This is a genomic window from Rhizobium indicum, assembly GCF_005862305.2.
GTDB lineage: Bacteria > Pseudomonadota > Alphaproteobacteria > Rhizobiales > Rhizobiaceae > Rhizobium > Rhizobium indicum.
Window position 1 is genome coordinate 883,718 of sequence record NZ_CP054021.1, and the last position, 24,174, is coordinate 907,891.

Here is a 24,174-nt window from a genome sequence, read left to right on the forward strand (position 1 = left end):
CCGTCATCATTTCATAGACAGCGCAACATTCTGCGCTGCGTGCACGGCGGCCGTGTAGTTGTTGACCAGCAGATCCACCGAGGCGGCCGTCGCATCGAAGACCGGAGCCGGATAAACGCCGAAGAAGATGGTCAGCGCGACTAGCGGGTAGAGGATCAGCTGTTCGCGCGGCGAAAGATCGAGCAGCGCCTTCAGCTTCTCCTTCTCCAGCGCACCGAAGATCACCCGGCGATAAAGCCAGAGCGCGTAGGCGGCCGAGAGGATGACGCCGGTGGCGGCAAAGAGCGCCACCCAGGTGTTGACCCGGAAGACACCGATCAGCGTCAGGAATTCGCCGACGAAGCCGGACGTGCCGGGAAGCCCGACATTGGCCATAGTGAAGACCATCATCGCCACGGCATATTTCGGCATGTTGTTGACGAGGCCGCCATAGGCGTTGATCTCGCGGGTGTGGGTGCGGTCGTAGACGACGCCGACGCAGAGGAAGAGCGCGCCGGAGACGATGCCGTGCGAGAGCATCTGGAAGATCGAGCCTTGGACGCCCTGCATATTGGCGGCAAAGATGCCCATGGTCACGTAGCCCATGTGGGCCACGGAGGAATAGGCGATCAGCTTCTTGATATCGTCCTGCATCATCGCCACCAGAGAAGTGTAGATGATGGCGATGACGGACATGGCAAAGACGAGCGGCGCGAAATAATCGGACGCGACCGGGAACATGCCGAGCGAGAAGCGGATGAGACCGTAGCCGCCGAGCTTCAGCAGTACGCCGGCCAGGATCACCGAGCCAGCCGTCGGCGCCTGAACGTGGGCATCGGGAAGCCAGGTATGGACCGGCCACATCGGCATCTTCACCGCAAAGGAGGCGAAGAAGGCAAGCCATAACCAGGTCTGCAGCGCCGGCGGGAACTTGTAGGCGAGCAGCGCGGTGATGTCGGTCGTGCCGGCCTGCCAGTACATCGCCATGATGGCGAGCAACATCAGCACCGAGCCGAGTAGCGTATAGAGGAAGAACTTGTAGCTCGCATAGACGCGGTCCTTGCCGCCCCAGACGCCGATGATCAGGAACATCGGAATAAGGCCCGCCTCGAAGAAGACGTAGAAGAGCACGATATCGAGCGAGACGAAGACGCCGATCATCATCGTTTCGAGGATGAGGAAGGCGATCATGTATTCCTTCAGGCGCTTCTCGATCGAGAGCCAGCTCGCCAGCACGCAGAAGGGCATAAGGAAAGTCGACAGGATGACGAACAGCATCGAGATGCCGTCGATGCCGACGTGGTAGCCGATGCCGGTGCCGAGCCAGTTATGCTTCTCGACCATCTGGAAGCCGGGATTGGCATTGTCGAAGCCGATCCAGATGAAGAGCGAGACGACGAAGGTGAAGACGGTGGTGATCAGCGAGATCCACAGCACGTTCTTCCGGCCGGTTTCGCTCTCGCCGTTCATCAATAGCAGGAGCACCACGCCGACGAGCGGCAGAAAGGTGACCGTTGAAAGAATAGGCCAATCGGTCATCAGAAGGAACTCCCGAGCATCATCCAGGTAACGAGCGCCGCAACGCCGATCAGCATGGCGAAGGCGTAGTGATAGAGGTAACCGGTCTGCAGGCGCACCACCCGATCGGTGACTGCGACGACGCGGGCAGCGACACCGTTCGGGCCGTAGGTGTCGATGACGCCGACATCACCCTTCTTCCACAGGAAGCGCCCGAGCGCCTTGGCGGAGCGGACGAAGAGGAAGTCATAGAGCTCGTCGAAATACCACTTGTTCAACAGGAACTGGTAGAGCACGCGATGCTGCTGCGCGAGGATGCGCGGCGTCTGCGGCGAGCGGATATACATGTACCAGGCGGTGACGAAACCGAGCACCATGGCGATGAAGGGGCTCAAGGCCACGAGCGCCGGCACATGGTGGAACTCTTTAACCAGTTCGTTCTCAGCGCCGGTAAAGAGCGCACCCTTCCAGAACTCGGCATATTCCTCGCCGTAGAACCTGCCTTCGAAGAAGTACCCGGCGAAAACTGCTCCAATTGCGAGGAGATAGAGCGGTACCAGCATGACCTGCGGCGACTCGTGGACGTGGTGCATCACCTCGTGCGAGGCGCGCGGCTTTCCATAGAAGGTCATGAAGATCAAGCGCCAGGAATAGAAGCTGGTGAACAGAGCCGCAATGACCAGCAGCGTGAAGGCAAAGCCGGAGACCGCCGAATGCGAAGCATAGGTCGCCTCGATGATCACGTCCTTGGAGTAGAAGCCGGCAAGACCGACCGGTGTGAAAGGAATGCCGACGCCGGTGATTGCCAGCGTACCGACAATCATCATACGGAACGTCCACTTAATATGCGGCCGCAGGCCGCCCATGTAGCGCATGTCCTGCTCGCCATCGACGGCATGGATGACCGAGCCGGCGCAAAGGAAGAGCAGCGCCTTGAAGAAGGCATGGGTGAAGAGATGGAAGATCGCCGCGCCATAGGCCCCTACCCCGAGCGCCACGAACATGTAGCCGAGCTGCGAGCAGGTGGAATAGGCGATGACGCGCTTGATGTCGTTCTGCACGAGGCCGACGGTTGCCGCGAAGAAGGCGGTGATGGCGCCGATCACGGTGACGACAACCAGCGCATCCGGCGACAGTTCGAAGAGCGGCGACATGCGGGCGACGAGGAAGACGCCGGCGGTGACCATGGTGGCGGCATGGATCAGGGCCGAGACCGGGGTCGGGCCTTCCATGGCGTCAGGCAGCCAGGTGTGCAGCAGGAACTGCGCCGACTTGCCCATCGCGCCCATGAAGAGCAGCAGGCAGATGCCGGTCAGCGCATGCGCCTTGTCGAGCTGCATGCCGAAGAGATTGAGGAACACCTCGCCCGCTTCGCCGCCGCCTTCATGCGGAGCGAAGTTCGAGGCATTGGCGAAGATCGTGTCGAGGTTGATCGAACCGAACAGCACGAAGACGCCGGCAATGCCGAGCACGAAACCGAAGTCGCCGACGCGGTTGACGATGAAGGCCTTCATCGCCGCAGCGGTCGCCGACGGCTTCTTGAACCAGAAGCCGATCAGCAGATAGGAGGCGAGACCGACGCCTTCCCAGCCGAAGAACATCTGGGCAAGGTTGTCAGCGGTCACCAGCATCAGCATGGCGAAGGTGAAGAGCGAGAGATAGGCGAAGAAGCGCGGGCGATGCGGATCGGTATGCATGTAGCCGATCGAATAGACATGCACCAGCGTCGAGACCGTGTTGACGACGATCAGCATGACTGACGTCAGCGTATCCACGCGCAGCGACCAGGAGACGTCGATGCCGCCGGACTGGATCCAGCGCAGCACCTCGACCTTGATCGGACCGCCTTCGGCATGGCCCATGCCGACGGTGAAGAAGACGACCCAGGACAGGATGGCGGCGATGATCATCAGGCCGCTGGTGACATATTCCGAAGCCTTAGCGCCGATGGCGCGGCCGAAAAGGCCGGCGACGATCGCACCGATCAAGGGAAGAAAGACGATAGCCTTATAGAGGAACATGAGCCACTCAGCCCTTCATCATATTGACGTCTTCGACCGCGATCGAGCCGCGGTTGCGGTAGAAGACAACGAGAATTGCAAGACCGATCGCCGCTTCGGCAGCCGCGACCGTCAGGATGAACAGCGCGAAGACCTGGCCGACGATGTCGTTCAGGAAGGAGGAGAAGGCGACCATGTTGATGTTGACGGCGAGCAGGATCAGTTCGATCGACATCAGGATGACGATGACGTTCTTCCGGTTCAGGAAGATGCCGAAGACGCCAAGCGTGAAGAGGATGGCGCTGACCGTCAGGTAGTGGGAAAGTCCGATGACCATGTTCTTTGTTCCTTGACCTGCCTTTAGACGCCCTGCCCGGGCTTGACCGAAACCACCTCGACGGCGGTGGCGGGCGTGCGGGCAACCTGCCTGGGAATATTCTGCCGCTTGATGTTGGTGCGGTGTCTCAACGTCAGCACGATCGCGCCGATCATGGCGACCAGAAGCACCAGACCGGCGATCTGGAAGAAATAGACGTAGTTGGTGTAGAGCACGTCGCCGAGGGCGGCCGTATTGGTGCGCTCGCTCAGCGCCGGGATCGGCATGGCGACTGATTTGGCGATCTCAGGCGAGATGACGCTGCCGCCGATGACGACGATCAGTTCGGCTGCGAGGATCACCCCGATCAGCCCGCCGATCGGGGCATATTCGAGAACGCCGGCCCTCAGTTCGGTGAAATCGATATCGAGCATCATCACCACGAAGAGGAAGAGCACGGCGACGGCGCCGACATAGACGACAAGCAGGATCATCGCCAGGAATTCGGCACCGAGCAGCAGGAAGAGGCCGGCCGCATTGAAGAACACCAGGATCAAGAAGAGAACCGAGTGAACCGGGTTCTTCGCCCAGATGACCATGAACGCCGACGCCACCGCGACAAAGGCGAAAAGATAGAAAAATAGAGCCTGCAGACCCATGTTGGTGCCTTTTTCATCTTCCCCCGGGCAGCCGGGAGTTTCCCTGCCCGATGGAGCTCTCCCTGGCGTTAACCGGAAAAGCTCCTGTGCATATTGACCGCGACAGGAGCAACTGCGCTCCACCGCGGCATTTCAAAATCTCAATCAGCGGTACGGCGAGTCGATCGCGATGTTGCGGGCGATTTCGCGCTCCCACCGGTCTCCGTTATCCAGAAGCCGTGCCTTGTCGAAGTAGAGCTCTTCGCGGGTTTCCGTCGCAAATTCGAAATTCGGGCCTTCGACGATCGCGTCGACCGGGCAGGCTTCCTGGCAGAAGCCGCAATAGATGCACTTCACCATGTCGATGTCGTAGCGCACCGTACGGCGCGTGCCGTCATTGCGGCGCGGACCGGCCTCGATGGTGATCGCCTGGGCAGGACAGATCGCCTCGCAGAGCTTGCAGGCGATGCAACGTTCCTCGCCGTTCGGATAACGGCGCAACGCATGCTCGCCGCGGAAACGCGGGGAGACCGGACCCTTTTCGAATGGATAGTTGATCGTCGCCTTCTGGCGGAAGAAATAGCGCATCGATAGAAAGAACGCGCCGACGAACTCCTTGAGAAACAGCGAGCTGATGGAGCCGGACAAGCTTGCCATCTTCAACCTCCAATTTTGCCGAAAACGAGAGCGGGCACCATCATGCCCAACCCATCAGTTTCAGCACGAATGCAACGATGACGACCATGGCGAGCGACAGCGGCAGGAAGACCTTCCAGCCGAGGCGCATGAGCTGGTCGTAGCGGTAGCGCGGAACGAAGGCTTTTACCATCGCGAACATGAAGAACACGAAGCAGGCCTTCAGCGTGAACCAGATGATGCCTGGGACCCAGTTGAGGATCCAGATATCGACCGGGGGCAGCCAGCCGCCGAGGAAGAGGATCGTCGTCAGCGCGCACATCAGGCAGACGGCCGCATATTCGCCGAGCATGAACATCATGTATGGCGAGGAGCCGTATTCGACCATGAAGCCGGCGACGAGTTCCGATTCGGCTTCCGGAAGGTCGAAGGGCGGGCGGTTCGTTTCGGCGAGCGCCGAAATGAAGAAGATGATGAACATCGGGAACAGCGACAGCCAGTGCCAGTCGAGGAACGACGCCGGCAGGCCGAGCATGGTGCCGAGGCCGGTATGCTGCGCATTGACGATATCGGTCAGGTTCAGCGAACCCACACAGAGAAGCACGGTGACGATGACGAAGCCGATCGAGACTTCATAGGACACCATCTGCGCCGCCGAGCGCAGCGCGCCGAGGAACGGATACTTCGAGTTCGAAGCCCAGCCGCCCATGATGATGCCGTAAACCTCGAGCGAGGAGATGGCGAAAATATAGAGGATGCCGACATTGATGTTGGCGATCACCCATCCGTCGGCCAGCGGTACCACCGCCCAGGTCGACAGCGCCAGAAGCACCGTCACCAGCGGGGCAAGCAGGAACACCGCCTTGTTGGCGCCGGCCGGAATGATCGGCTCCTTGAAGACGAACTTCAGAAGGTCGGCGAAGGACTGGAACAGGCCGAAGGGACCGACGACGTTCGGGCCGCGGCGCAGCTGCACGGCCGCCCAGATCTTGCGGTCGGCGAGCAGCACGTAGGCGATGAAAACGAGCAGGCAGACGAGAAGCAGCAGCGACTGACCGATCATGATGATCGCCGGCCAGACATAGGTCGAAAAGAAAGAATCCATAGTCCCCTGCCCTTACTCTGCCGCGACTTTGAAGTTGTTGCGGGCCAATGCCGAGCACTCCGCCATGACAGCCGAGGCACGCGCTATCGGGTTCGTCAAATAGAAGTCTTTCACCGGCGACGCAAACCCGGATTTGTTCATCTTGCCGGCTTTTTTCGCAACTGCGGCAATTTGGGCGCTATCGGTTTCAGCGATCTCGTCGATGGCAGCGAAATGCGGGAAAGCGGCATAGAGCCGGACACGCAATTCGCTGAGCGAATCGAAGGGAAGCTTCTTGCCAAGCACGTCGGAAAGGGCACGGATGATCGCCCAGTCCTCGCGGGCATCACCCGGCGCAAAGCCTGCGCGGTTGCCCATCTGGACGCGGCCTTCGGTGTTGACCCAGGTGCCGGACTTTTCGGTATAGGCTGCCGCCGGCAGGATGACGTCGGCATGGTGCGCGCCGTTATCGCCATGCGAGCCGACATAGACCGTGAGCTTGGCCTTCTTGGCGGTGAAGTCGAGTTCGTCTGCGCCGAGCAGGAAGAGCACGTCCATCGCCGTCAGCATCTCGGCGGCATTGACGCCCTTGGCGCCCGGCACGAAACCGAGGTCGAGTCCGCCGACACGCGAGGCAGCGGTATGGAGGACGGCAAAGCCGTTCCAGCCTTCAGCGACCGCGCCGACCGAGCCGGCAAGCTTGGCAGCGCTGGCGAGAACGCCGGCGCCGTCGGTGCGCGACAGCGCGCCCTGGCCGATGATGATCATCGGCTTGGCGGCATTCTTCAGCACGTCGGCGAAGGCGTGGGTGCCGTCGACCAGATCCTTCAGCGTGTCGGGACCGCCGCCGAGGTAATCATAGCTGTAGCGCAGCTCGCCCGGCTCGCCGATCACGCCGATCGGGAACTTGCCGCGGCGCCAGCGCTTGCGTATGCGGGCGTTGAGGATGGCTGCCTCGAAGCGCGGATTGGCGCCGATGATCAACAGCGCGTCGGCCTGGTCGATGCCCGATATGGTCGGATTGAACAGGTAGCTTGCACGGCCGAGCGACGGATCGAGTGCCGCCCCATCCTGGCGACAGTCGAGATTGACCGACCCCAGCGACTTCACCAGTTCGGAGAGCGCATACATTTCCTCGACGGAAGCGAGGTCGCCAGCGATCGCGCCGATCTTGTCGCCCGAGGTGGCGCCGACGGCGGCCTTGATGGCGCCGAAGGCTTCGGCCCAGGTGGCCGGCTGCAGGCGGCCGTCGCGGCGGACGTAGGGCCGGTCGAGGCGCTGGGTCTTAAGGCCGTCCCAGATGAAGCGGCTCTTGTCGGAGATCCACTCTTCATTGATCGCCTCGTTGACACGCGGCAGGATGCGCATGACTTCGCGGCCGCGGGTATCGACGCGGATCGCCGAACCGACGGCATCCATGACGTCGATCGATTCGGTCTTGTTCAGCTCCCAGGGGCGCGCGGTGAAGGCGAAAGGCTTCGAGGTCAGCGCGCCGACCGGGCAAAGGTCGACGACGTTGCCCTGCAGCTCGGAGGTCATCGCCTGTTCGAGATAGGTGGTGATCTCGGCATCCTCACCACGGCCAATCAGGCCGAGTTCGGAAATGCCGGCGACCTCGGTCGTGAAGCGGACGCAGCGCGTGCAGTGGATGCAGCGGTTCATCACCGTCTTGACGAGCGGGCCGATATACTTGTCCTCGACGGCGCGCTTGTCTTCCTGATAGCGCGAGGTGTCGATGCCGAAGGCCATCGCCTGGTCCTGCAGGTCGCATTCGCCGCCCTGGTCGCAGATCGGGCAATCGAGCGGATGGTTGATCAGCAAGAATTCCATCACACCTTCGCGGGCCTTCTTGACCATCGGGGTGTTGGTGAAGACCTCGGGCAGTTCGCCGTTCGGGCCGCCGCGGATATCGCGCACGCTCATGGCGCAGGAAGCCTGTGGCTTCGGCGGGCCGCCCTTCACCTCGACAAGGCACATGCGGCAATTGCCGGCAACCGACAGGCGCTCATGGAAGCAGAAGCGCGGAACCTCGGCACCGGCATCCTCGCACGCCTGCAATAGCGTGAAATGATCCGGAACTTCGATCTCGTTGCCGTCAATCCTCAGTTTTGCCATCGTCGCTCAGTCCTGTTTCCCGTTTGCCTGATGACGGCAAACAAACCTATTTTTGCAGCACTCTCATTGCCAAGCCGGATCTTTCGTCCTGCCGACATCTGATGTCGCCCAAATTCTCTATCGCGCGTTCCAGACCCGGAACCCGCACCGGCATCTTCAGGCCCCCGCCCGTCCGCCGACCTGCCCATCTTTCCGGCCGATCGACACGGCCGGACAGTTCATTTCTTTCTGCGGCCCCGCCCTGCCAGAACGTTTGCCTGACCGGTCCAGTCGTCACGGCCGATGCGGCCATTGAAGCCGAGTTCAGCGTCGAACCGGGCGATTTCCTCGTCGGTCCAGGCAGCGATGTCGGCGAAGCTGCGAATGCCCTTGGCGTTCAGCACCTGCTCCAGCTTCGGGCCGATGCCGGCGATCAGCTTGAGGTCGTCGGTCTTCCCCCGCGCAACCGGTTTTGCCTTCACGGCCGGCTTTGGCTGGCTGGCCTTCGCTTGGCTGGCTGGCTTGGCTTGGCCGGCCGGCGGCGGCTCGCTGACCGGCTTGACGACAGTCAGTGTCGGCTTTGCCTTCTTCTCGGCCGGCGGCTTGGTGAAAGCCTTGACCTCCGAGCGAATATTCTCCGGCCGGATATCGACATCGGGCTTCAGTTCGTCCGGAGGCGTGTCATCGAGGGCGGCCGCGACCTTGCCGGTGGTTTCCAGGGCGCTCTGCCAGGCACCGAAGAAAGCGCCGGCCATCTGGGTCGAGAAACCAAAGCCGATCGCCGTTGCGGCGGCAAAGGCTGCCGCGGGCTGCGCCATCAGCGGATGCACCGGCATCGCCCGTGCATTTTCCAGCATCTCGGCGGCTAGACGGCCGAAACCGGCCGCGAAATCGGCGACTTCTTCCTTCTTCCCACTCTTGGATGCGTTGTCCGCCATGATTATTCAGCCGCCTCCAGAACCGCACCGTGATCAAGCGCGCTCGCGGTATACTGGTCGATGCGCTTTTCGATCTCGGGACGGAAGTTACGGATCAGACCCTGCACCGGCCACGCGGCGGCGTCGCCGAGCGCACAGATGGTATGGCCTTCGATCTGCTTCGTTACCTGGAACAGCATGTCGATTTCGCGCTTCTGGGCATTGCCCTTGGCCATGCGTTCCATGACGCGCCACATCCAGCCCGTGCCTTCGCGGCAGGGCGTGCACTGGCCGCAGCTCTCATGCTTGAAGAAGGCGGAGATGCGGGCAATCGCCTTGATGACGTCGGTGGACTTGTCCATGACGATCGCGGCGGCCGTACCGAAGGAAGAGCCGACGCCGCGCAGGCCGTCGAAATCCATCGGGCAATCGATGATGTCCTTGGCCGGAACGATCGGGCAAGATGCTCCGCCTGGAATGACGGCAAGCAGGTTGTCCCAGCCACCGCGGATGCCGCCGGCATGGCGGTCGACCAGTTCGCGGAAGGTGATGCCCATTTCCTCTTCGACCGTGCACGGCTTGTTGACGTGGCCGGAGAGCATGAACAGCTTGGTGCCCACATTGTTCGGACGGCCGATGGCCGAGAACCAGCCGGCGCCGCGGCGCAGGATCGTCGGCGCGACAGCGATCGATTCGACGTTGTTGACCGTCGTCGGGCAGCCGTAAAGGCCCATATTGGCCGGGAACGGCGGCTTCAGGCGCGGCTGGCCCTTCTTGCCTTCGAGGCTTTCGAGCAGGGCAGTTTCCTCGCCGCAGATATAGGCACCGGCGCCGTGATGGACGAAGATGTCCATGTCCCAGCCGAGCTTGTTGTTCTTGCCGAGCAGGCCAAAATCATAGCATTCGTCGATCGCCGCCTGCAGCGCTTCGCGCTCGCGGATATATTCGCCGCGCACATAGATGTAGGCCGCATTGGCGCCCATCGCGAAGCTCGCGATGACACAGCCTTCGATCAGCGTATGCGGATCGTGGCGCATGATGTCGCGGTCTTTGCAGGTGCCGGGTTCCGATTCGTCGGCGTTGACGACGAGGTAATGCGGCCGCCCGTCGCTTTCCTTCGGCATGAAGGACCATTTGAGGCCGGTCGGGAAACCGGCGCCGCCGCGACCGCGAAGGCCAGACGCCTTCATCTCATTGATGATCCAGTCGCGGCCCTTTTCGAGGATCTGCTTGGTGCCGTCCCAGTGGCCGCGGCTCATCGCGCCCTTCAGGGATTTGTCCTTGAGGCCGTAGATGTTGGTAAAGATGCGGTCTTTATCTTGTAACATGCTTCACCTCTTACCGCGGCTTCTTGCCGAAGACCTTGATATATTCCGCTTCCCCGCCCTTGGCGAGCGCCTTGGCCTGCTTGACCCAGTCATCGCGCTCGATGCGGCCGCGGAAATTCAAATAGCCATCGACCCAATCGCGTTCGGCCTTCTTCCAGCCTGCGACCTGCGCGAAGGTGAAGATGCCGATTTCGTTCAACGTCGCCTCGATCTTCGGGCCGACACCCGAGATCATCTTCAGATCATCAGGTGCGGCAGGCTTTTCGATGCCGGCCGGCCGATTCTTGTCGGTCAGAGCAGGCTTTGCCGCCGGGGCGGCTTCAGCCTTGACGGCCGCTTTCGGCGCCGGTTCGGCAGCCGCAGTGCCTGATATCGGCTGCTGCTCGGCTGCCTTTGCGTTTTTCGCAGCCGCCTTCGGCGCCGTCGCCGGCGTCTTCAGGGCAGCATTGGTCTCGGCATCGGTGCTCTTCGGGCGGGCGGCCTCGGAGGGCGGAACCGGGGCGGCGTCGACTGGAGCCGATACGGTTTCGGCATCGGCCTTCTTGGCGCGGGTCCTTGCCTTCGGCTCTTCCGTCGTCAGCGAGGTCAGGCCGCCTTCGGGCGCCGAAAACACCCGGTCGATCTGGGTGCCGGGCTTGATGCTGGCGCCATTGCCGGCGGCAAAGACGTCGATGATCTCTTCGAGACGCGCGGGCGTCAGGTCTTCATAGGTGTCCTTGCCGATCATCACCATCGGGGCGTTGACGCAGGCCCCGAGACATTCGACCTCTTCCCAGGACAGAGTGCCTTCGGCATTGCGCTCGAAGGCATGGGCATGGATCTTGCTCTTGCAGACCGACATCAGCGCTTCCGAGCCGCGCAGCATGCAAGGCGTCGTGCCGCAGACCTGCACATGGGCGCGGGTGCCGACAGGATGCAGCTGAAACTGCGTATAGAAGGTCGCGACCTCGAGCACGCGGATATAGGCCATATCCAGCATGTCGGCGATCTTTTCGATCGCCGCGCGCGTGACCCAGCCGTCCTGCTCCTGCGCCCGCATCAACAGCGGAATGACCGCCGATTGCTGGCGGCCGGCGGGGTATTTCTGGATCGTCTTGTCCGCCCAGACCGCATTCTCATCGCTGAAGGCGAATGCGGCAGGCTGAAATTGATCTTCGGCTAATCGACGAACGGACATTCTTTCTCACGCCTTGTCAGTTTAGGGTTCCACACCGCGAAGCGGTCAAAGACTGCATTTCGCAGGCATAGGCCGACTGGTCTTTTTGCATAAACACTACGAATTTGCTGCCGTTCGGAATGGCAGCCTTGATCTGATAGCCCTTGGACAAAAGCTCACCCATGGACGATTGCTGCGCCGGCGGCGTCTCTTCCTTATGGCCGAGCGGCGTGCCGAGGCTATCGGACTCCTGAGCCGAAACCCCGGATGCCGAAAGAAGAATAACGACGGCCAGCGGCAGAAGCTGCATCAGCGATCCACCTCGCCGAAGACGATGTCGAGCGAGCCGAGGACGGCCGCGACGTCGGCAAGCTGGTGGCCGCGGCACATGAAGTCCATCGCCTGCAGATGGGCATAACCGGGGGCGCGGATCTTGCAGCGATAGGGCTTGTTGGTGCCGTCGGAGACGAGATAGACGCCGAATTCGCCCTTCGGCGCCTCGACAGCGGCGTAAACCTCGCCGGCCGGCACATGGTAGCCTTCGGTATAGAGCTTGAAGTGGTGGATCAGCGCTTCCATCGAGCGCTTCATCTCGCCGCGCTTCGGCGGCACGACCTTGCCGTCGATCGACGAGAAAGGACCGGTCCTGGCATCCGAGAGCAGGCGGTTGACGCATTGCTTCATGATGCGGACCGATTCGCGCATCTCGATCATACGGATCAGATAGCGGTCGTAGTTGTCGCCATTCTTGCCGATCGGGATGTCGAATTCGAGATCGGAATAACATTCATAGGGCTGGGCGCGACGCAGATCCCAGGCCGCACCCGAACCGCGCACCATGACGCCGGAGAAGCCCCAGGCCCAGCATTCCTCCAGCGAGACGACGCCGATATCGACGTTGCGCTGCTTGAAGATGCGGTTGCCGGTCAACAGGTTGTCGATGTCATCGAGCGCCTTCAGGAACGGGTCGCACCAGGCGCCGATATCCTGCACGAGCTGTTCGGGCAGATCCTGGTGGACGCCGCCCGGACGGATATAAGCGGCATGCATGCGTGAGCCGCTGGCGCGCTCGTAGAACACCATCAGCTTTTCACGCTCTTCGAAGCCCCAGAGCGGCGGCGTCAGCGCGCCGACGTCCATGGCCTGCGTCGTGACGTTCAGAAGGTGCGACAGGATGCGGCCGATTTCAGAATAGAGAACGCGGATCAGCTGACCGCGAATCGGGATCTCGATGCCGAGCAGCTTTTCGACGGCCATCGCATAGGCATGTTCCTGGTTCATCGGCGCGACGTAGTCGAGGCGATCGAAATAGGGCACGGCCTGAAGATAGGTCTTGGTCTCGATCAGCTTCTCGGTGCCGCGATGCAAAAGGCCGATATGCGGATCGACACGCTCCACAATTTCGCCGTCAAGCTCCAGGACAAGACGAAGAACGCCGTGCGCCGCCGGATGCTGCGGTCCGAAATTGATATTGAAGTTGCGGACGTTATGTTCTGTCATGGCGATGGGCTCGCGTTCTCAGATAACCAGTGAATGGCGGGCTAAGCCCACCAGCCGCCTTGAATTTATTGCTTCGCTTTTTCGTCGCCGGGCAGCACATACTCCGTGCCTTCCCAGGGCGACATAAAATCGAAGTTGCGGAATTCCTGCTTCAGCTCGACCGGCTCGTAGACGACGCGCTTTGCCGCGTCGTCGTAGCGAACCTCGACGAAGCCGGTGGTCGGGAAATCCTTGCGTAGCGGATGACCTTCGAAGCCGTAGTCGGTCAGGATACGGCGCAGGTCCGGATGGCCGGTGAAGAGCACGCCATACATGTCCCAGGTCTCACGCTCGAACCAGTCGGCACCCGGATAGACGGGGCAGGCCGACGGAACCGGCGTATCCTCGTCGGTCGCGACCTTGACGCGGATGCGCAGGTTCTTCTTCGGCGACAGCAGGTGGTAGACGACGTCGAAACGCAGCTCGCGCTGCGGCCAGTCGACCCCGCAAATATCGATCAGGTTGACGAAGCCGCATTTGGCGTCGTCGCGCAGGAAGGTCAGAAGCGCAACCAGGTTTTCACCCGTCGTCGTCAGCGTCAGCTCGCCATACTTCATCTGCGATGCGGCGATCAAGTTGCCGCGCGCTTCGCCAAGGTAGGACGCAAGCTCAGTCAGGGCTTCACTCATATGCCTTGTCCTTAACCCTTAGCGTTCGATCGTGCCGGTACGCCGGATCTTCTTCTGCAGCAGAAGCACGCCATAAAGCAGCGCTTCGGCCGTGGGGGGACAGCCCGGCACGTAGATGTCGATCGGCACGATGCGGTCGCAACCGCGCACCACCGAATAGGAATAGTGATAATAGCCGCCGCCATTGGCGCAGGAGCCCATCGAGATGACATAACGCGGCTCGGGCATCTGGTCGTAGACCTTGCGCAGAGCGGGCGCCATCTTGTTGGTCAGAGTGCCGGCGACGATCATCACGTCGGACTGGCGCGGCGAAGCGCGCGGCGCAAAACCGAAGCGCTCGACGTCGTAACGCGGCATCGACAACTGCATCATTTCGACGGCGCAGCAGGCAAGACCGAAGGTCATCCACATCAGCGAGCCGGTGCGGGCCCAGTTGATCAACTCGTCGGTCGAGGTAACGAGGAAACCCTTATCAGCAAGCTCGTTGTTGATCTCACCGAAAAATGGGTCGTTGCTGCCGATCGGCTTGCCGGTCGAGGGATCGATGATCCCCTTCGGCTGCTGGGCGACGAGCGGCTGATTGCTCACAGGGGCTACTCCCATTCCAGGGCTCCCTTCTTCCATTCGTAGATAAAGCCGATGGTCAGCACGAGAAGGAAGACCATCATGGACCAGAAGCCGAACCAGCCGATGGCGCCGAAAGACACGGCCCAGGGAAAGAGGAAGGCGACCTCGAGGTCGAAGATGATGAAGAGAATCGACACGAGATAGAAGCGGATGTCGAACTTCATGCGGGCGTCGTCGAAAGCGTTGAAGCCGCATTCGTAAGCCGAGAGCTTTTCCGAATCAGGCGCTTTGAAAGCCACGGCGAACGGCGCAATGAGCAGCGCCAGGCCGATAACGAGCGCAATAGCAATGAAGATAGCGATCGGAATATAAGAACTGAGCAGTTCAGTCATCATGTTCATCCCTGCTTGCCGGAGACGCCAGGGGGCGCATTTGGGCAAATGCCCGGCAAGCGAACGTGCGTTGCAACAAGCCGTGGTTAGCGCAGCCGAAGCCCCGGCGCAAGACTTTTACAGAGGCAATTCGACGCGTGTCGCGCGGACATTATCAAGCAGATGCAACGATGTCGCGACAAATCCGTGCAAGCCGTTTGAACCTGCATGCCAGACCATCGGAAACTGCATGGCTTTCGGAAGAAATGGCGCGAGTGACGGGGCTCGAACCCGCGACCTCCGGCGTGACAGGCCGGCACTCTAACCGACTGAGCTACACCCGCGCATTGATCGGCCATTTTGCGGCCGCGAGGATAAAGAGAACCGGACAAACGACAAATCGCATTTGCGTTTTACAAGACTTGAAATGGCGCGAGTGACGGGGCTCGAACCCGCGACCTCCGGCGTGACAGGCCGGCACTCTAACCAACTGAGCTACACCCGCAATTCATTTCAAGCAGTCCGGATGCCTTCGCACCCTCTCCAAAACGGCTGCCCGTTTCGATGAGCGGCTAACTACGGGGTTCGCCTTTTAGTGTCAAGCAGGTTTGGAGACAAAACCATGACAGTTCGTGAATTGTTTCGGCGACTTGGGCCCCGGACGAACAAAAGCCGGCACTTCCGTATTCCGCAGCGATGCTCAGGCGCAGACGCAGCGCCTTCGAAACGGAGATGCTCGCCACCCTCCCCTCACTTTTCCACAGCCGAGCCGAAGCTAAGCGGCATCGCAAGACACGGGACCACCACCAAAAAAATCAAAAAATCTTCACAAACACTCTTGCGGTTTTGCCGCGATCCGCATAGATCACGGCCACCAACGCGGCAGGCCGATCCGGCTTCGTTTGCGATGGGCGATTAGCTCAGTTGGTAGAGCGCCTCGTTTACACCGAGGATGTCGGCGGTTCGAGTCCGTCATCGCCCACCATTACCAAACTTTCCCGCAACTTGTTCATCAGAGTTAGGCTCCCGAATTAGCTCGCTAATCCGGTCACGATCTGCGCAAGGTGTTTTGTCAGGAGACACCTCATGAAAACCGTTGCCATCATCTCTGCGCTGCTTCTCGCCAGCGTGGCTGCGCCGCCGTGCATTGCCAGAGAGCCGGCGCAAGAGGTGTTCCTGTCTACCGGGGATCAGGCTATTACAACCTCGGGAGAAACCCCGGCGCGTCAAGCCAGAACATATCTCCTGAGAATGCAGGCAGATCGGCCGATTGTCTTTTCGGTCGATGCCGACAATTCAGCCTGCAGCCTGGAAATCATGAAAACCAGCCAGCGCGGCGTCTTAAGCACAATCAGCCGATTCCCCGCATCTTTCAGAGACAGCGGTCAAAGTGGCGATGAATATACGTTTTCTTTTTTCCAAAACCGCGTTTCATTTATGAGCGGCGCCCGATGCGCCTTCTCATTTTCTCTCACTCAAATGTGACTGTGTGATGGGGGTAATGGTCACGCCTTGCCGTTTTGGAGGACGCCCATCGTCTGCCATTTCATGGTGATTACATCCACGCCGTAAACTCACCGCTGCCTATCGGTTCGTTACGACTCTTCGTATCCGGTGAACCGGCTGGCCGATGCCCCGCGCGGCGGCACACCACGATCCGAGTTGTGGGCAGGTCTGCGTTCTCCAGGTGGCATTCGGCGAAACGTTCCGGCGCAGCAAGGCGTTGCGCCCGGCGGCTTCAGCTGCGCGCCGTCCGAAAGCCAGCGCTCCATAAAACGGACTACTCCCAATCGCCGCGCCACCTCCTATTGGGCGAATGGATAGGGGCCGGAAAAAGTGGGAATATTCGTCGCGCGGAAAGTCTCCGCGCTTGAAGGTTCATCACGCCTGGAGGTGTCCCATGAGGACCCTGCGCTCCGCATTGATGCTGTGCATCGCGATTGCCCTTGGCACGCCAAGTGCCACATACATCGCCCTGCCCGGATATGCATTCAAGACGAATCCGCAATGCCAGCGCCACGAACCAAAGACGAAATTCGACAAGAGGTGCGACTGGCCGAGAGTGGGCTTCAAGGACTTTACGCCCCCGCTTGTGACCGTGCTTGGGATCTGAGGAACTTTGAACGGCGCCGGATGCGCTTTCTCATTTTCTCCGACTGAGATGTGAGAGCGTGATCGGGGTAATGAGCATCCCGCTGTCTGGTGGGTGCTCATCGCCCACCCTTCATCCCTTCGCCAGTTCTTTATCCACAGCGGAAACCAGCCGCGAATCGTCCGCCGTCACATCGGGCGCGAATCGGGCGGCGACTTTGCCGTCGCGGCCGATCAGGAATTTTTCGAAGTTCCAGAGGATATCGTCCTCATCGCCGCCTGTCATGCCATGGGATTTCAGGCGTTCGCGCATCGGGCCGTCACCCGTCGTCGCGACACCCGACTTGGTCAGTTGCCGGTAAAGCGGGTGTTGGGCCTCGCCCTTGACCGAGATCTTCGAGAAGATCGGGAAGGTGACGTCGTAGGTGCTGGTGCAGAAATCGAGGATTTCGGCGTCGGTGCCGGGCTCCTGGCCCTTGAAGTCGTTGGCGGGAAAGGCGGCGATGACGAAGCCGCGCTCGCGCTTTTCCCCGTAGAGCTTTTCCAGCCCCCCATATTGGACGGTGAGCCCACATTTCGAGGCGACATTGACGACCAGGAGCACCCTGCCCTTGTATTCGTTGAGCGTGGTCTCACGACCATCCACAGTCTTGACCGGGATATCCAGCACATTGCCCGTCACGGGAACCTCCAATTCGTAAGGATATGTTTCGCCAAGCTTAGCGATATCGCCGCTGTTGTCATCAGCGTCGGGATCAACCTGGCTTCCACAGGACACCGGTGCGGCTTCCGGCCGCACCGGGCCTCAGCACCTCAGGCGGGAGACGTTTCCTTCACGTCGTCGAGCAGGAAGTGCACGACGAGATAATCCGTCTTGTAATGGCGGCCGCTGTCCGACTCGGAATCGACGCTGCCGCCGTCCTTCGGGTGCCAGGCGTGGTAATGGGGATTGGTGGTGATCAGCGTGATGGCCTTGCCATCTCTTTCGCCAAGCCGGAAGCGCATCTCGGCGAGCGGCCAGATCCGCTCGTAATCCTGCATGGTGATTCGCGCCTTCAGCGCCTTGCGCTGCAGCGGCGCTTCGCCGGCCTCGGCTGGTGTTTCCAACATCACCTCCTCAGCTCCGCTGATGATGGCGTTGAATTCTTCAGGCCACATGCGTCTCATGAAATCGCTCCTCCCGAGGCTTTTTCGTCAGTTCACAGATGGAACTTAGCGGTTTGTTCGAAAGAAGCAAATTCCTGTCATGCGGTTGTCATCGGTGCCGGCTGCTCCTACCTTCCCGTCAAACCGCATCAGGGCCGTCAGTCGCCCGCAATCCCGAGATCAGAGATGAAGACACGTGAAGAAAGGCAGGCGCTCCGGGCGAGCATGCCGCGCACCCCGCTCAGCGCCCACCACATGGAAAATGCCCGTCTGCTGCCGGATCGCGGCGAGCTGCTCTATCGGATTCCGAACGGCGGCATCGGCGTCGAGGTGGGAGCAGCCTTCGGCGAATATACGGCCGAGATCCTGGAAAAGAATCGCCCGGCAGAGCTCTACCTCATCGATCCCTGGTCGATGGATCGCTACAGCTCCGGGCTCGACTCGATCCACACGAATTTCGCGGCCGAGATCGAGGCAGGCCGGCTGCACCTGATGCAAGGCACATCACTCGAAAAGCTTGCCGAATTCGAAGACGATTTCCTCGACTGGGCCTATATCGATACCGATCATTCCTTCGAGCTCACCTGGCAGGAACTGCTGCTCTGCGAAAAGAAGGTGAAGCGGACGGGGCGCATTGCCGGGCATGATTTCTGCACCGGCAATACGGTCAAGCCGATCGTCTATGGCGTCGTCGAGGCGGTCACCAAGTTCTGCAAGGATTACGGCTGGCAATTCGAGTTCCTGACGGTCGAATCGCACGCGCATTTTTCCTATTGCCTGAAGCGGCTCTGATCAGTCTAAAGCGCGGCGCGATCTTTCAGATTCGCTTCACGCGCTTTAGGTCTTTGGTATTGCGCATGTCTTCACCGCAAAACCGCTGCACACTTTTGCGTGACATGCTTTACGCTTGGCCGGAATATTGCTCGTCGCTGACCTTCTCCAGCCAGTCGACGTGATTGCCGTCCAGCGCCTCATGAATGGCGATGTGCGTCATCGCCGTATCCGGGGCAGCACCATGCCAATGTTTTTCGCCCGGCGCGAACCAGACGGTATCGCCGGCACGGATCTCGCGGATGTCCCCACCCCAATTCTGGGCGAGGCCCTTGCCTGATGTCACGATCAGCGTCTGGCCGAGCGGATGCGTATGCCAGGCCGTGCGGGCGCCGGGTTCGAAGGTGACGGAGACCGCCCTCGCCCGTGCCGGCGCCGGCGTTTCCATCAGCGGATCCTGGCGAACGGCGCCGGTGAAATAGTCGGCCGGTGGCTTCGTTGACGGGCGAGAGCCGACGGGTTTGATCTCCATGATCTTTCCTTTTCCATCCATGCGGTTGAAGCCTTGTAGCAGAACGATATTTCATCGGGGCGACCAATCAAAGCCGGATCGACAATTGCCGCAAAGTCACCCGGCTGATAGTGCCAGTGTCTTTCATCAGCGCGTCGCATCTTGCTTGAATCATGCGACGCGCTTTGGCTCTTTGTTTTTATGCATGCCGTTGTCCCCGCACACGTCCGGGCGACATGCAGTAGGGAGGATTTTCATGAAACACCACGCTTTTGGCCGCATGCCCTTCACCGTCACCAATGTCGGCTTCGGCGCCTGGCAGATCGGCGGCTCTTGGGGTGATATCAGCGAGGCGGACGGACGCGCGGCGTTGAATGCCGCGCTCGATGCCGGCATGACATTCATCGATACGGCGGATGTCTATGGCGACGGCCGCTCGGAAAAGATCATTGCCGATGTGCTGAAGACGAGTGGGGCGGCCAAGCGCCCGATGGTCGCCACCAAGGCCGGCCGCCGCCTCAACCCGCATGTCTCGGAAGGCTACACAAAGGCTAATCTCGAAGGCTTCATCGACCGCAGCCTCACGAACCTTGCCGTCGACAGCCTCGACCTCGTGCAGCTCCACTGCCCGCCGCGCGACGTGCTTTATCAGCCTGAGGTCTTCGAGGGCCTGAACGCGCTGCAGAAGGCCGGCAAGATCAAGGGTTACGGCGTCAGCGTCGAAAAGGTCGAAGACGGGCTGAAGGCGATCGAATATCCCGGCGTCGTCAGCATCCAGATCATCTACAACATCTTCCGCCAGCGCCCCGACCATCTGTTCTTCCAGGAAGCGCGCCGCAGGAATGTGGCGATCATCGCCCGCGTGCCGCTCGCCAGCGGTCTTCTCTCCGGCAAGATCACCCGGGACACGCATTTTGCCAGCGACGACCACCGCAATTTCAACCGCAACGGCGAAGCCTTCGATGTCGGCGAGACCTTTGCCGGGGTGCCGTTCGAAGTCGGCCTGCAGGCGGTGGAAGAGGTGCGCAAGCTGGTGCCCGAGGGCGCCACCATGGCCGCCTTCGCGCTCCGCTGGATCCTGATGAGCGATGCCGTCACCGTCGTCATCCCCGGCGCCCGCAATGCCGAGCAGGCCAAGGCCAACGCGGCCGCCGCCGACCTTGCGCCGCTTTCGGCCGATGTCATGGCGGCCACGCGCGAGATCTACGAGCGGCTGATCGCGCCGCATGTGCATCAGCGCTGGTAGGCATGGAGTGCTGATTCTCCGTCCGACGCCGACCTTTCGCAGGGCACGTCCCCTCTCCCCGTTTTTACGGGGAGAGGGCTAGCGTGAGGGGCAGCTTTCAGTTTGTCGCGCTCAGCTCGACCGGGAAGAACAGGGTCTCGCCGGAGGAGTCGCTGACGCCGTCATTGTCGGTGACCGCGTAAGGCTTGCCCGATGCGTCGAAGGTGAAGCCTTCGAGCTTGTCCAGAACATAGCCGTTGGTGGCAGACTTCAGTTCACCGAGGAAGTCATGGGCTTCGGTTTTCTTGACGACCGGCAGCTCGGCCCCGAGCTTGGCGGGCTTCAGCTCCGAAATCGCGACCTTGTAGAGCTTCTTCAGCCTGGCGGCATCGCCGACAAGGTTGTCGCGCTCGATGATGTAGACGCTGTCGCCCTCGGCCGATATTTCCGACAGACCGACCCAGCCGCTTTCCGTCTTGTCGAGCGGATAGCGAACGGCACCCCATTCCTTCTTCTTCGGATTGTAGGAGACGAGCTTGACGAAGCCCTTCTCGTCGTCGCTCCACTCGCGCTGGACCGCCATCCAGAGCGTCGTGTCGTCGCCGGTGCCGACAATGGTCACGCCTTCGAAGCCGTAGCGGATTTCGTTGGCGACGAGCTCCTTCGGCAGGGCGATTTCGGCTTTGATGTCACCCTTGGCATTGACGTTGTAGAGGGCGTGCGGAACGAGACGCTCGCTATAGCCCTCCGAGGCGAGCCAGAAGGAGCCGTCAGCGGCAGCCGCAATGCCTTCGATGTCGAGCTTCTGCGCCGGAGCGCCGTCACGCTTGACGACGAGGGCGTCGGTGATGACGGCCGGCTTCTTGCTGGCATCGATCGTGTAGATCGTCGGCTGTGAACCCAGAACGCTGTCGCTGACGGCGTAGAGCATGCCCGGCTTGCCCGGAACGGCAGCGAGACCCGAAAGGGCTGCGAAGCCGATCGGATTGCCGTCCTTCTCGGCGGAGACGATCTGCGGATAGGCCTTCTCGCCTTCCGAGCGCTCGTAGATCATCACATGCGAGCGCGTGCCGCCGTCCTTGCCGAGATCGACCTCGTTGGCGGTCGCAAAGAGATTGCGGGCGGGAATGGCGATCGCGCCTTCTGGCGAAATGCCTGATGGCAGCAGTTGGACGAGTTCGGGATCGGCGCCGGTATCTTTGAAAACGCCGACCACCGAGGCGCGCTCGGCGAGCAGGAAGAAATACTTGATGTCACCGAACTTGGCGGCTTCGAGGCCTTCCGGCTCGACGCCCTTCGATCCCGAGCGGCTTTCCGGATAGTGGCCGATATGGGTGACGGCGCGTTCGAAGGAGGCGCCCGATTCGTAGAGAAGCTTGCCCGTCTTATCGAAGATGGTGAAGCCGCGCGAGCCGCCCTGGTAGTCGCCTTCATTGGCAACGACGAGGCGGTTGTCGTCCAGCCACTTCACGGCGTCGGGCTCGCGCAGCACACCTTTGGCTTCGCCTGAGAATTTCAGGGCGCCGTCACGCTTGGTGTCGATACCGGTGAGATCGACGCTGCCGGCGGAGAAATGCGTCTTCACTTCAGCCGTGTTGGCGTCGATGATGACGATCTCGTTGTTTTCCTGCAGCGTCAGGGCAATCTCGTTCAGGCCGTTGAAGGCGACGAATTCCGGCTCCGGATCCTCCGGGGCGACGCCGGTAAGCCCGGTCAGCGTCACGTGCTTGATGGTGCCGCAATCGACGGTGCCGTTCTTGACCTGGAAGACGACGAGATCGCCGGCCGGCATCTGCGGGATCTTGCCGTCATTGACGTCTTCGTCGCGCTCATTTTCGATTGCGATGGTGCCGAGCGTCTTGTCCTTGTTGAGGGCGATCGAATCCGGCTGACCACCGAGATCGCACGTGTTTTCGATCTTCTTGGTCGCCACGTCGACGATCGCCAGACGGCCCGAGGGCTTCGCCTTGCTTTCGGAGGTGTTGACGGCAACCAGCGCCTTGCCGGCGCTCGAGGTGACCGAAGTCGGCTCGCCGTCCATCATCAGCGCGCCGCCTGCCTTGGGGGCCTTGGCATCGGTAATGTCGATAAAGCCGATCGCGCCGAGCGGGCTGTCGCTATAGATCAGCGTGTTGCCGTCGTCGGTCGCGGTGATGATCTCGGCGGAGCTCACCGAAAGCTTGTCCTTGTCGGCCGGCAGGTTCTCTGCGACCGGGAAGGAAGCGATGCGGTTGAAAACCGGCTCGGCCGCGGCCGGAAAGGCTACCGATGCGAGAAGCACGGCAGCAAGCGCTGCGCTGCGCGATGAAATTGTCATGAAATCCCCCATGTGTCGAACATTCGAAACATGAGTTTTCTGCGGGAGCCGCATGACAGAGGCATGACAGATGCGGCATTTTGCGTCAAATCATGTCAGGCAAGTTTCCGCTCCCGGCGCATCTCGTTTCGCATGATGAACAGCGAAGCAGACAGGATGAGAGCCGCTCCCAGCCAGAGGTAACCCGCCGGCGCATAGCCGAAGAACAGCCAACCGGCCAGCACGTTCAACGGCAGCTTCAGATCGTCGAACGGCTGGACGTAGGCGGCATCCGCTGCGGCATAGGCAAGCGTCAGGAAATACTGCGCTACGGCAGTCAGCAGCCCCGCCAGCAGGAACAGAGCAAGGGTTGCGCCCGTCGGCACTGCAAAGCCTGCCGCAAGCGCCAGCCCGCCGTTTATCGGCGTCAGCAGAACGAGCAGCCAGACGGTGATCGTCTCCGGCCGTTCGATGCCTGTCAGGCTCTTGGTGATCAGCGACGAGGCGCCCCACAGCAGCGCCGAAAGCACAGGCAAGAGAGCCGCCCAGCCAAAACCATCAGACCATGGCTGCAGAATGATCATCGCTCCGGTGAAGCCCGCCGCCGTCGCTGTCCAGCGGGCCGGGCCGACGCGCTCACCCAGAAAAAGCCGGGCGCCCAGAATGATGAAGAAGGGCGAGGTCATCACCAGTGCGATCGCCTGCCAGATCGGCACCGCGGCAAGGCCGGCGACCCAAGCCTCGACGCCGAGCGCGGCAAGCACGACGCGCGCAAGGTGACGCCAGGGATAGCGCGTGCGCATCGCCGCAAGGCCGAGCCTCTTCAGGAACGGCAGCGAAAACAGGAAGGCGAAGCCATATTGCCAGAAGGCTGCCGACGCCGAGGGAAAGGCAAGCTTCATCGTCAGCCATTGGGTGACGACGTTGAGAAGCGAAAAGGCAATGCCGGCAAGGACCATCCAGAGTGCCCCGACAACGGCGCGGGATGGCTCGACGGCAACGGAAGTCTGATTCATGTCTTTCATCCATAAAAGGGACCAACATAAATCAGGACGCATGAACCCCGACAGGCGACACAGGGCAACCCCTGCCCTTCGCACGGCCGACGCTCATTCTCTTCCATCCGGACTTTAACCGTCGGCTCCGGAATCGCACCGGATCCGCTGACCCTTCCCCCGCTTGGACACGAGAGAAGGCGCTCGCGGGCTCAGGCCGAAACCCTTACCGTCGGTGGGGAGTTTCACCCCGCCCTGAGAACAGAAACGTCGTAGATTAAAGCCCGGGCGACAGCAAGGCCCGCCAAAGCAAAAGGGGTCCGGCAAAGCCGAACCCCTCTTAAATCCTGCACAACCGGTCTCGTTT

General features: G+C 61.0%; 24 protein-coding genes, 3 tRNA genes and 1 riboswitch. Of the genes, 5 read left to right on the forward strand and 22 right to left on the reverse strand.

From position 1 onward, the window contains the following. Positions 1-6: 6 nt before the first annotated feature. The 17 genes from FFM53_RS04365 to FFM53_RS04445 form a co-directional block, all read right to left on the reverse strand. Positions 7-1,518, reverse strand: a complete 1,512-nt coding sequence (locus FFM53_RS04365; RefSeq protein WP_130694340.1) for an NADH-quinone oxidoreductase subunit M — start codon at positions 1,516-1,518, stop codon at positions 7-9. Further along, positions 1,518-3,518, reverse strand: coding sequence for an NADH-quinone oxidoreductase subunit L (nuoL, locus tag FFM53_RS04370; RefSeq protein WP_138387551.1), 2,001 nt, complete (start codon positions 3,516-3,518; stop codon positions 1,518-1,520). The genes FFM53_RS04365 and nuoL overlap by 1 nt, the downstream gene beginning before the upstream one ends. 7 nt (positions 3,519-3,525) lie before the next feature. Beyond that, positions 3,526-3,834: an NADH-quinone oxidoreductase subunit NuoK gene (gene nuoK, locus FFM53_RS04375; protein ID WP_003547388.1), complete on the reverse strand. Its 309-nt coding sequence runs from the start codon at positions 3,832-3,834 to the stop codon at positions 3,526-3,528. Positions 3,835-3,857: 23 nt separating this feature from the next. Continuing rightward, a complete protein-coding gene (locus FFM53_RS04380; RefSeq protein WP_003547387.1) occupies positions 3,858-4,472 on the reverse strand; it encodes an NADH-quinone oxidoreductase subunit J in 615 nt (204 codons plus the stop codon). Between the two features lie 144 nt (positions 4,473-4,616). Beyond that, positions 4,617-5,108, reverse strand: a complete 492-nt coding sequence (gene nuoI / locus FFM53_RS04385; RefSeq protein WP_003547385.1) for an NADH-quinone oxidoreductase subunit NuoI — start codon at positions 5,106-5,108, stop codon at positions 4,617-4,619. A gap of 40 nt (positions 5,109-5,148) precedes the next feature. Then, complete coding sequence (gene nuoH / locus FFM53_RS04390) at positions 5,149-6,192, reverse strand: NADH-quinone oxidoreductase subunit NuoH (protein WP_003547383.1); 1,044 nt, start codon at positions 6,190-6,192, stop codon at positions 5,149-5,151. A gap of 12 nt (positions 6,193-6,204) precedes the next feature. Beyond that, positions 6,205-8,286: an NADH-quinone oxidoreductase subunit NuoG gene (gene nuoG / locus FFM53_RS04395; protein ID WP_138387552.1), complete on the reverse strand. Its 2,082-nt coding sequence runs from the start codon at positions 8,284-8,286 to the stop codon at positions 6,205-6,207. 218 nt (positions 8,287-8,504) lie between these two features. Further along, entirely contained in the window at positions 8,505-9,203 is a 699-nt protein-coding gene (locus FFM53_RS04400) for an NADH-quinone oxidoreductase subunit E (RefSeq protein ID WP_138387553.1), read from the reverse strand. A gap of 2 nt (positions 9,204-9,205) precedes the next feature. After that, the gene (nuoF, locus tag FFM53_RS04405) at positions 9,206-10,510 is read right to left on the reverse strand and encodes an NADH-quinone oxidoreductase subunit NuoF (protein WP_138328252.1); all 1,305 of its coding nucleotides are present in this window, start codon (positions 10,508-10,510) and stop codon (positions 9,206-9,208) included. A gap of 10 nt (positions 10,511-10,520) precedes the next feature. Beyond that, on the reverse strand, positions 10,521-11,687 hold the full coding sequence (locus FFM53_RS04410) for an NADH-quinone oxidoreductase subunit E (protein ID WP_138328253.1): 1,167 nt from the start codon (positions 11,685-11,687) through the stop codon (positions 10,521-10,523). Positions 11,688-11,703: 16 nt separating this feature from the next. Then, on the reverse strand, positions 11,704-11,976 hold the full coding sequence (locus FFM53_RS04415; protein ID WP_012756961.1) for a hypothetical protein: 273 nt from the start codon (positions 11,974-11,976) through the stop codon (positions 11,704-11,706). Then, the gene (locus FFM53_RS04420) at positions 11,976-13,166 is read right to left on the reverse strand and encodes an NADH-quinone oxidoreductase subunit D (RefSeq protein WP_012756960.1); all 1,191 of its coding nucleotides are present in this window, start codon (positions 13,164-13,166) and stop codon (positions 11,976-11,978) included. The genes FFM53_RS04415 and FFM53_RS04420 overlap by 1 nt, the downstream gene beginning before the upstream one ends. 65 nt (positions 13,167-13,231) lie before the next feature. Then, on the reverse strand, positions 13,232-13,834 hold the full coding sequence (locus FFM53_RS04425) for an NADH-quinone oxidoreductase subunit C (protein WP_003558447.1): 603 nt from the start codon (positions 13,832-13,834) through the stop codon (positions 13,232-13,234). An 18-nt stretch (positions 13,835-13,852) separates the two neighbouring features. Then, complete coding sequence (locus FFM53_RS04430) at positions 13,853-14,437, reverse strand: NuoB/complex I 20 kDa subunit family protein (protein WP_003547368.1); 585 nt, start codon at positions 14,435-14,437, stop codon at positions 13,853-13,855. Next, entirely contained in the window at positions 14,428-14,793 is a 366-nt protein-coding gene (locus tag FFM53_RS04435) for an NADH-quinone oxidoreductase subunit A (protein WP_010055493.1), read from the reverse strand. The genes FFM53_RS04430 and FFM53_RS04435 overlap by 10 nt, the downstream gene beginning before the upstream one ends. A gap of 246 nt (positions 14,794-15,039) precedes the next feature. Next, positions 15,040-15,116 (reverse strand) — tRNA-Asp (locus tag FFM53_RS04440). An 84-nt stretch (positions 15,117-15,200) separates the two neighbouring features. Then, a tRNA-Asp gene (locus tag FFM53_RS04445) sits at positions 15,201-15,277 on the reverse strand. A gap of 404 nt (positions 15,278-15,681) precedes the next feature. On the opposite strand from FFM53_RS04445, the gene FFM53_RS04450 reads away from it, so the two are divergent. The 3 genes from FFM53_RS04450 (at position 15,682) to FFM53_RS04460 (ending at position 16,885) form a co-directional block, all read left to right on the forward strand. After that, a tRNA-Val gene (locus tag FFM53_RS04450) sits at positions 15,682-15,757 on the forward strand. Positions 15,758-15,858: 101 nt separating this feature from the next. After that, the gene (locus tag FFM53_RS04455) at positions 15,859-16,257 is read left to right on the forward strand and encodes a hypothetical protein (RefSeq protein WP_138328254.1); all 399 of its coding nucleotides are present in this window, start codon (positions 15,859-15,861) and stop codon (positions 16,255-16,257) included. A 415-nt stretch (positions 16,258-16,672) separates the two neighbouring features. Beyond that, complete coding sequence (locus FFM53_RS04460) at positions 16,673-16,885, forward strand: hypothetical protein (protein ID WP_138387554.1); 213 nt, start codon at positions 16,673-16,675, stop codon at positions 16,883-16,885. Positions 16,886-16,996: 111 nt separating this feature from the next. Here FFM53_RS04460 and FFM53_RS04465 read toward each other — a convergent pair whose 3' ends face one another. Together FFM53_RS04465 and FFM53_RS04470 are read right to left on the reverse strand one after the other, a co-directional pair. Then, positions 16,997-17,545: a glutathione peroxidase gene (locus tag FFM53_RS04465; RefSeq protein WP_033180678.1), complete on the reverse strand. Its 549-nt coding sequence runs from the start codon at positions 17,543-17,545 to the stop codon at positions 16,997-16,999. A 131-nt stretch (positions 17,546-17,676) separates the two neighbouring features. Further along, positions 17,677-18,030, reverse strand: a complete 354-nt coding sequence (locus tag FFM53_RS04470; protein ID WP_138328257.1) for a hypothetical protein — start codon at positions 18,028-18,030, stop codon at positions 17,677-17,679. 165 nt (positions 18,031-18,195) lie between these two features. Between FFM53_RS04470 and FFM53_RS04475 the strand changes: the two genes are divergently transcribed. Beyond that, positions 18,196-18,801, forward strand: coding sequence for a class I SAM-dependent methyltransferase (locus tag FFM53_RS04475; RefSeq protein WP_138328258.1), 606 nt, complete (start codon positions 18,196-18,198; stop codon positions 18,799-18,801). Between the two features lie 109 nt (positions 18,802-18,910). On the opposite strand, the gene FFM53_RS04480 is transcribed toward FFM53_RS04475, so the two are convergent. Continuing rightward, positions 18,911-19,312, reverse strand: coding sequence for a (R)-mandelonitrile lyase (locus tag FFM53_RS04480; protein WP_246413087.1), 402 nt, complete (start codon positions 19,310-19,312; stop codon positions 18,911-18,913). A gap of 235 nt (positions 19,313-19,547) precedes the next feature. Between FFM53_RS04480 and FFM53_RS04485 the strand changes: the two genes are divergently transcribed. Beyond that, on the forward strand, positions 19,548-20,537 hold the full coding sequence (locus tag FFM53_RS04485; protein WP_138387556.1) for an aldo/keto reductase: 990 nt from the start codon (positions 19,548-19,550) through the stop codon (positions 20,535-20,537). 97 nt (positions 20,538-20,634) lie between these two features. Here FFM53_RS04485 and FFM53_RS04490 read toward each other — a convergent pair whose 3' ends face one another. Together FFM53_RS04490 and ribN are read right to left on the reverse strand one after the other, a co-directional pair. Continuing rightward, positions 20,635-22,845: an esterase-like activity of phytase family protein gene (locus tag FFM53_RS04490; RefSeq protein WP_173883541.1), complete on the reverse strand. Its 2,211-nt coding sequence runs from the start codon at positions 22,843-22,845 to the stop codon at positions 20,635-20,637. 83 nt (positions 22,846-22,928) lie between these two features. Then, entirely contained in the window at positions 22,929-23,837 is a 909-nt protein-coding gene (ribN, locus tag FFM53_RS04495; protein WP_425504949.1) for a riboflavin transporter RibN, read from the reverse strand. Between the two features lie 82 nt (positions 23,838-23,919). Then, positions 23,920-24,074, reverse strand: a riboswitch (FMN riboswitch). Positions 24,075-24,174 lie beyond the last annotated feature (100 nt).

Excerpts from the sequence above, each read along its gene's own strand:
- FFM53_RS04365 (WP_130694340.1), bottom strand. The coding sequence starts at position 1,518 with ATGACCGATTGGCCTATTCTTTCAACGGTCACCTTTCTGCCGCTCGTC.
- nuoL (WP_138387551.1), bottom strand. The coding sequence starts at position 3,518 with ATGTTCCTCTATAAGGCTATCGTCTTTCTTCCCTTGATCGGTGCGATC.
- nuoK (WP_003547388.1), bottom strand. The coding sequence starts at position 3,834 with ATGGTCATCGGACTTTCCCACTACCTGACGGTCAGCGCCATCCTCTTC.
- FFM53_RS04380 (WP_003547387.1), bottom strand. The coding sequence starts at position 4,472 with ATGGGTCTGCAGGCTCTATTTTTCTATCTTTTCGCCTTTGTCGCGGTG.
- nuoI (WP_003547385.1), bottom strand. The coding sequence starts at position 5,108 with ATGGCAAGCTTGTCCGGCTCCATCAGCTCGCTGTTTCTCAAGGAGTTC.
- nuoH (WP_003547383.1), bottom strand. The coding sequence starts at position 6,192 with ATGGATTCTTTCTTTTCGACCTATGTCTGGCCGGCGATCATCATGATC.
- nuoG (WP_138387552.1), bottom strand. The coding sequence starts at position 8,286 with ATGGCAAAACTGAGGATTGACGGCAACGAGATCGAAGTTCCGGATCAT.
- FFM53_RS04400 (WP_138387553.1), bottom strand. The coding sequence starts at position 9,203 with ATGGCGGACAACGCATCCAAGAGTGGGAAGAAGGAAGAAGTCGCCGAT.
- nuoF (WP_138328252.1), bottom strand. The coding sequence starts at position 10,510 with ATGTTACAAGATAAAGACCGCATCTTTACCAACATCTACGGCCTCAAG.
- FFM53_RS04410 (WP_138328253.1), bottom strand. The coding sequence starts at position 11,687 with ATGTCCGTTCGTCGATTAGCCGAAGATCAATTTCAGCCTGCCGCATTC.
- FFM53_RS04415 (WP_012756961.1), bottom strand. The coding sequence starts at position 11,976 with ATGCAGCTTCTGCCGCTGGCCGTCGTTATTCTTCTTTCGGCATCCGGG.
- FFM53_RS04420 (WP_012756960.1), bottom strand. The coding sequence starts at position 13,166 with ATGACAGAACATAACGTCCGCAACTTCAATATCAATTTCGGACCGCAG.
- FFM53_RS04425 (WP_003558447.1), bottom strand. The coding sequence starts at position 13,834 with ATGAGTGAAGCCCTGACTGAGCTTGCGTCCTACCTTGGCGAAGCGCGC.
- FFM53_RS04430 (WP_003547368.1), bottom strand. The coding sequence starts at position 14,437 with ATGGGAGTAGCCCCTGTGAGCAATCAGCCGCTCGTCGCCCAGCAGCCG.
- FFM53_RS04435 (WP_010055493.1), bottom strand. The coding sequence starts at position 14,793 with ATGACTGAACTGCTCAGTTCTTATATTCCGATCGCTATCTTCATTGCT.
- FFM53_RS04455 (WP_138328254.1), top strand. The coding sequence starts at position 15,859 with ATGAAAACCGTTGCCATCATCTCTGCGCTGCTTCTCGCCAGCGTGGCT.
- FFM53_RS04460 (WP_138387554.1), top strand. The coding sequence starts at position 16,673 with ATGAGGACCCTGCGCTCCGCATTGATGCTGTGCATCGCGATTGCCCTT.
- FFM53_RS04470 (WP_138328257.1), bottom strand. The coding sequence starts at position 18,030 with ATGAGACGCATGTGGCCTGAAGAATTCAACGCCATCATCAGCGGAGCT.
- FFM53_RS04475 (WP_138328258.1), top strand. The coding sequence starts at position 18,196 with ATGAAGACACGTGAAGAAAGGCAGGCGCTCCGGGCGAGCATGCCGCGC.
- FFM53_RS04480 (WP_246413087.1), bottom strand. The coding sequence starts at position 19,312 with ATGGAGATCAAACCCGTCGGCTCTCGCCCGTCAACGAAGCCACCGGCC.
- FFM53_RS04485 (WP_138387556.1), top strand. The coding sequence starts at position 19,548 with ATGAAACACCACGCTTTTGGCCGCATGCCCTTCACCGTCACCAATGTC.
- FFM53_RS04490 (WP_173883541.1), bottom strand. The coding sequence starts at position 22,845 with ATGGGGGATTTCATGACAATTTCATCGCGCAGCGCAGCGCTTGCTGCC.
- ribN (WP_425504949.1), bottom strand. The coding sequence starts at position 23,837 with ATGAAAGACATGAATCAGACTTCCGTTGCCGTCGAGCCATCCCGCGCC.